Source organism: Streptococcus sp. HMSC066E07 (genome assembly GCF_001814695.1).
GTDB classification, from domain to species: domain Bacteria; phylum Bacillota; class Bacilli; order Lactobacillales; family Streptococcaceae; genus Streptococcus; species Streptococcus hominis.
This window is the reverse complement of record NZ_KV817457.1, coordinates 1-406: the sequence shown is the minus strand read 5'-3', so window position 1 is coordinate 406 and position 406 is coordinate 1. Positions and strand designations below refer to the sequence as shown.

1 protein-coding gene is annotated in these 406 nt (G+C 46.1%); it reads right to left on the bottom strand.

Going from position 1 to position 406, the window contains the following annotated elements:
* The coding region (locus HMPREF2984_RS06890) for an SSURE domain-containing protein (RefSeq protein WP_180363943.1) at positions 1–406 on the bottom strand (406 nt) is incomplete at both ends.

Genomic DNA, 406 nt, shown 5'->3' with positions numbered 1-406 from the left:
TACGGAATGACTTCGTTCACGCCTGCCGTAAAGGGACCAGGGTGGTTCGCGTTGGCTAGGAAAGAAGCCGGAACATCTGTACTGCCCTTGATATTGTCCGTTATAGATTGCTTAGCTTGAGCAAGAGATGGATCTTCTTGCGCTTTTTGACCATTCAAATTCAGATTTACTTGACGTGTTGCGATAACATTGTTCAAGTCTGCCTTACCATCCTTAGTTGCACCGTAAACTGTGACGGTTGCGGTATAACTGTGTGTGCCATTCGCTTTCAATTGATCCAAGAGGGCCTTGCCTTGTTTGCCGGCCGCATTACCATTGAGTGACACTTGATAGAAATATTTACCTTTTGGAATGTTGGCAAAAGGTAGTAAGCCAGCGTGTTTTGCCGTGCCGTTATCTGACCATG